Raw genomic sequence first — 5,895 nt, forward strand, 5'->3', positions numbered from 1 at the left:
TCTTCTTTTGTGATCCTCCAAAGCTCGAACACTTTTGTAAACCTTCTCGCATGGTAGCTGCTGACCATCCTTTGTGACCAATGTCAGGTCGCAGGTTTGTGGCCCGGTGTGCTCTTTTCTTTTGTGATACAACAGAGCATTAACATTCTTGCAGACCCTGCTACATGACTGCTTTTGGCCATCCTCCCCGACCACTTTCTCGTCACAGGTTTGTTCCCCGGTGTGGCCTCCTCTATTGAGATTCGACAGGACTTTTTGGCAAAGGGTACCCCTTCTGGAAGCGAGGCAGACGAGAGGTGAAGTCCCCATTGAGGGTGTGAAATGGGTATGTGAAAAGGAAGTTTCTGTTTCTTCTGGAAGACGCTGTTTATGTAGATTGAGCAACCCGTGGATTATAATCCAGTCATCAGAGGTGATTGGCAAATTTCTGTGCATTGTCACAGCATAATTGTGAGGGCCGGGTGGTTCAGTTGTATAGACTGCCTCTGCACTTATTGAGCGTGTGGGGTTGTCTGTCGAACTTTCTTCGGAATTTAGCGGCCATTCAGCGAGCTCTCTGTCAACGATTGGTGATCGGAAACAACAAACGCCACGACAGGGAGAAATAAAACAATTTAAATCCAAAGTATGCTGAGGTTGTTGAGGGCTCCTGTTACCATCGGCTGAGTCAGAGTGCATAGGGCTGATGAAAGTGCCTGTAAGTTGGGGTTTTGCCCCTGAGACTCGCTTGCCGAATGATTCTGATAGCGATTGTGATTGTTGGTTATGTCCAGAGCCAAGCACCATATTGATGTAGGTAAAAGGATTATCCCTCCGTGTCAGCATGGATGTTGCCTCCTGCCGGCCGAACGAACTAAACGACAGTAGATTTTTATAATAGCTTTTTAAAAGCCAGCCGACAGAGACAAGCACTTCAGCAATTAGCCATGAATAAGGTTTGGCGCTCAGAGGGGCGTCTTTGTTAGTCAGGATCAGTTCGTAACCCATCAGAAGATGTGTGGCATAAAGCCATTGCCACGAAATCGACACAATAAGGTTCTTTTTTACCCCATAACCTGATTGATCATCAGGCGTCGAATCTATTCCTGCATAGTTGTTTGGATCTGCAATGTCTGACGGGTTGCCCGTTAAAGTATGCCGGGCCCGTTTTATAGAAAAGCTCTGGTTTGGAAAAGCTGCCTTCTGTTCAATCTCGACAATAAAATGTTCTGTCCAGGGTTCGGCCTGACAAACGACAGACAACAACAATGACAGCAACAGTATTAACAACAATATCAGCAGCAGTGCCGTAAAGAGTGAGTGCCTAAACATTCTATCCTTGCATTCTGTTGGGTAGACAGGAAGGATAGATCAGGATAATCAGTCTGTTTTCCTGACAAAGACCTTCTTAAAAAGCCAAAGGTTGCTACGGGGCAAAACGTCATGAAAAGTCGGGTGTTAATTATTTGATTTACCTTTTTTAGGACTGCGGTCATTATTCTGGTTCACATCAACAGGCTTGCGTTTTCGATGACATCTTTTGTGAGCCGACAGGGCTTTAGTATTCTTGAAGATCTTCCCACATGACCGCTGCAGCCCATCATCCCCAACCAGGGTACGGCTACAGGTCTGTTGTTTGCTGTGGTTGCTTCTTTTGTGATTCGACAAAGCTTGAGCATTTGTGCAAATCTTCCCGCATGGCTGCGGCTGGCCATCTTCCCCAATCACGGTTGCGTCACAGGTTTTTTGCCCGCTGTGTTGTCCGCTTTTGTGAGATGACAGAGTGGTAACATTTTTGCATAAGATCCCGCATGGCCGCGGCTGACCATCCTCCCCTACGACGGTTACGTCACAGGCTTGTTGCCCAGTGTGGTCTCTGCTTTTGTGACCCGACAGGGCTTGGGTACTCTTGCAGATTATCCCGCATGGTCGCCGTTGACCATCCTCTGTGACCACGGTCACATTGCAGGTTTGTTGCCCGCTATGGGCTTTTCGTTTGTGATCCGCCAGGAATCGGGCATTCTTGTATACCGTCCCGCACGGTCGCTGCTTCCCATCCTCTCCGGTCATGGTTACATGGCAGGTTTTTTGCCCGGTATGGTATGAACTTTTGTGAACCGACAGGGCTAAAGCATTCCCGGAAACTTTTCCGCATGGCCGTTGCTGACCATCTTTCCCGACGACTGTTATCTGACAGGTTTGTTGTCCAGTGTGCTCTCTTTTTTTGTGAGATAACAGGTCATAACTATTCTTGCAGATCCTCCCGCATGATCGCTGCTGACCATCCTTTGTGAACACGGTCAAGTCGCAGTTTTTTTGCCCGCTGTGGACTTTTCTTTTGTGCTCCGCCAGGAATCGAGCATTCTTCAAGACCATCCCGCACGGCTGTAGCTGACCATCCTCCCTGACCACAGTCAAACCACAGGTTTTTTGCCCGGTGTGGTATGAGCTTTTGTGAACCGATAGGGCCCGAGCATTTCTGCAGACTTTTCTGCATGGTTGCCGCTGGCCATTCTCCCCGACCACGGTCACGTCACAGCTTTGTTGCTCGATGTGGTCTCTTTTTTTGTGATTCGACAGGGCTCCATGGCAATGGGTAGCCTCTGCGGAAGGAAGACAATCCGATGGTAAAATCTCCATTGGGCGTGTCAAATGGGTAGGCATACAGGCAATCGTAGTTTCTTCGGGGCGATGATGGCCACGCAGATTGAGTAAGCCATCGATTATAATCCACTCATCAGAGGTGGCAGGCAAATTCAGGCGGCTTGTTACGTCATTGTTGATTGGCCCGGCAGAGTCATTTGTGCAGGCTGCCTTTGCGCTCATTGAGAGCGGAGAGTTGCCTGTTGAACATTCTCCGGCGTTCAACGGACATTCAGCGGATTCTCTGCTATAGGAAGATGGTCGGAAATTGCAAACGCCATGACAGGGAGAGACAAAACAATTTAAATCCAAAGTATGTTGAGGTTGTTGAGGGCCTCTGTTACCACTGCCAGAGTCAGTGTGCACGAGACTGGTGAAAATGCCTGTAAGTTGTGGCATTGCTCCTGAGACTTGCTCGCCGGTTGATTCTGATAGGGAGTGTGATTGTTGGTTGCGTCCAGAGCCAAGCACCATAGTGATGCAGGCAAACGGCTCATCCCCCAGTGTCAGTATGGATGTTGCTTCTTGCTGGCAGATCATAATATACGACATTGATTTTTTTTTAATATAACTTTTTAAGAGCCAGCCAACGGCAAGAACCACTTCTGCAGGTAGCCATGAAAAAGAGTTGGCGCTCAGAGGGGCGTCTTTGGTGGTCAGGATCTGTTCGTAACCCACCAACAGATGAGTGGTATAAAGCCATTGCCACGAAATCGACCCAATAAGGTTCGTTTTTTCCCTGTAAACTGCTTGGTCATCATGAAGTGAATCCATTTCTGAATAGCCGTTTGCGTTGCCAGTATCTGACGGTTTTCCTGGCAGAGTATGTCGGTCAGGTAATATAAAAAAGTTCTGGTTTAGAAACACTGCGTTGTGTTCAAGCTCGACAATAAAATGTTCACTCAACGGTTCGGCCTGACAGACGACGGGCAACAATATCAACAACAGCATTATCAGCAACAGCGGTGTTGCGAAGAGTGACTGTCTAATCATTCTATCCATGCATTCTGGTGGCTAGAGAGGGAGGATAGATCAAGAAAATAAGTCTGTTTTCTATCAAAAATCGTTTGTTAAAAGCCAAAGGTGGCACCGAGAAAAATGTCATTGAAGTCACGTACCGGATCAGATCGTTACTTATTCAATTTAGCTTTTTCAGGACTGGGGTCATCATTCCGGGTTACATCAACAGGCTTGCGTTTTCGATGAATTCTTTTGTGACTAGACAGTGATTTGGTATCATTGCAGACCTTTCCGCATGGCCGCAGCAGACCATCTTCCCCGATCACTCCTGCGTCACAGGTTTGTGGCCCGCAATGGTCTCTTTTTTTGTGATTAGACAAGGCCTGAGCATTATTACAGACCTTCCCGCATGGTCGGGGCTGGCCATCCTTTCCTATCACCGCCATGTCACAGTTTTTTTGTCCGGAGTGGTATCCGCTTTTGTGAGACGATAGGGCTTGAGCATTCTTGCTGATCTTCCCGCATGGTCGCGGCTGGCCATCCTCTCCAAACACGGTCACGTCACAAGATTTTTGTCCTGCATGATTTCTGCTTTTGTGAAGCGACAAATCTTGAACATTTTTGAAGACCGCCCCGCAAGGTCGCAGCTGACCATCCTCACTGACCACTGTTACGTTGCAGTTTTGTTGCTTGCTGTGGAATTTTCTCTTGTGATACCACAGGGTTTTAGCATTCTTACAGACGATCCCGCACCGTCGCTGCTGACCGTCATTCCTGACCAGAGGTACTTCACAGGTTTTTTGCCCGGTGTGGTATGAGCTTTTGTGAACCAATAGGGCTTCAGTATTCTTGCAGACTCTTCCAGATGGTCGCTTCAGGCCATCTTCCCTAACCAGGCTCACGTCACAGTCTTTTCGTCCGATGTCGTTTTTTCTCCTATGATTCGACAGGTCATGTTGGTAATGGGTAGCCCCTTCGGAAGGAGGGTAGCCTGAAGATGAACTCTCCATTGGACGTGTCAAATTGGAATGCGTACTGGAAAGCCCCATTTCTTCGGGAAGGCTGTGACCACGCAGATTGAGTAAACAATTGACTATAAACCAGTCGTTAGCGGTGAAAGGCAAATTCCCGTGCGCTGTCACATCATTATTGATTCGCTCTGCAGAGTCAGTGATAGGGCCAGCTTCTGCACTCATTGAGAGTGCAGGTTTGCCTGTCGAACTTTCTGCCGGGTTCAGCGGCCATTCAGTGGTTCCTCTGTCATCGGATGAAGGTCGGAAAGTACAAAAGCCATGACAGGGAAGGACGAAACAATTTAAACCCAGAGTATGTAGGGATGGTTGAGGGCCTCCGTTACCACTGCCAGAGCCAGAATACATGAGGCCAGTGAAAGAGCCAGCAAGGTGGAAGGCGTTTTCCGGGATACGCTGTCCCGATGATTCTGATGGCAGGTTAAGTGGTCGGTTATCTCCAGAGTCAGGCACCATAGTGATGGAGACAAACAGGTGATCCTGACTCACTTCTTGTTGTTCGATCGCGTTAAACGACGCTGAATAGGGGGGGCAATAGTTTTTTAAAAGCCAACCGATTATGATAACCATTTCTACAGGTAGCCATGAATAAGGGGTAGAGCTCAGAGCGGCGTCTTTGGAAGTCGGGGTCAGTTCGTAGCCCACGTACAATTGTTTGGCGTAAAGCAAACACCATGAAATTGACTCAATGATGGTTGTTTTTGCTCGGTAATCAGGTTCTTTATCAGGCGGTGAAGCCAGTCTTGCATAGCCGTATGTGTCTGCGATGCCTGATGGGTTGACTGGCAATCTATGCTGGTCACGCCTTATAAAAAAGCTCTGATTTGGAAACACTGTCTTCTGTTCAAGCTCAACAATAAAACGTTCTCTCTGCGGTTCGCCCTGACAAACGACAGCCAGCAATAATATCGGAAAAATCCGCGCCACAATGAGTGAGTGTTTAATCATTCTATCCATGTAATCTAATTTATAGGGAGGAAGGATAGATCAGCTCATTAAAAGGCGGGTTTCAGATCAGCGACTGAGGTCAACTTTTTGATCCTCATCAACAGGCTTGCGTTTTCGATGACGCCTTTTGTGAGTTAACAGGGCTCTTGCATGCTTGCAAACCGCTCCGCACGCACGCTGCTGACCATCCTTCCCCAGTACGGACATATCACAGGTTTTTTGCCCGCTGTGGTATTTGCTTTTGTGAGACGAGAAGGATTCAGCATTCTTGCAGACCTTACCGCATGGCCGCGGTTGGCCATCCGCCCCGATGATGGTTGCGTCACAGGTTTGT

The 5,895-nt window shown here is 48.1% G+C and carries 4 protein-coding genes; all 4 read right to left on the minus strand.

Going from position 1 to position 5,895, the window contains the following annotated elements; genetic code table 11:
- The coding region (locus KDK17_RS16070) for a hypothetical protein (protein WP_257288514.1) at positions 1-1,311 on the minus strand (1,311 nt) is incomplete at its 3' end.
- A gap of 126 nt (positions 1,312-1,437) precedes the next feature.
- Positions 1,438-3,624, minus strand: coding sequence for a hypothetical protein (locus tag KDK17_RS16075; RefSeq protein WP_257288515.1), 2,187 nt, complete (start codon positions 3,622-3,624; stop codon positions 1,438-1,440).
- Positions 3,625-3,752: 128 nt separating this feature from the next.
- Positions 3,753-5,561, minus strand: coding sequence for a hypothetical protein (locus tag KDK17_RS16080; protein WP_257281452.1), 1,809 nt, complete (start codon positions 5,559-5,561; stop codon positions 3,753-3,755).
- Positions 5,562-5,627: 66 nt separating this feature from the next.
- Positions 5,628-5,895 (minus strand): hypothetical protein (locus KDK17_RS16085; RefSeq protein ID WP_257288516.1); only part of this gene is annotated, 268 nt, incomplete at its 5' end.

Origin of the sequence: Endozoicomonas sp. SESOKO2 (genome assembly GCF_024606245.1) — a bacterium.
Lineage (GTDB): Bacteria > Pseudomonadota > Gammaproteobacteria > Pseudomonadales > Endozoicomonadaceae > Endozoicomonas_A.

Bases quoted from the DNA above. Each gene is read 5' to 3' on its own strand.
- KDK17_RS16080 (WP_257281452.1), bottom strand. From the start codon at position 5,561: ATGATTAAACACTCACTCATTGTGGCGCGGATTTTTCCGATATTATTG.
- KDK17_RS16075 (WP_257288515.1), bottom strand. From the start codon at position 3,624: ATGGATAGAATGATTAGACAGTCACTCTTCGCAACACCGCTGTTGCTG.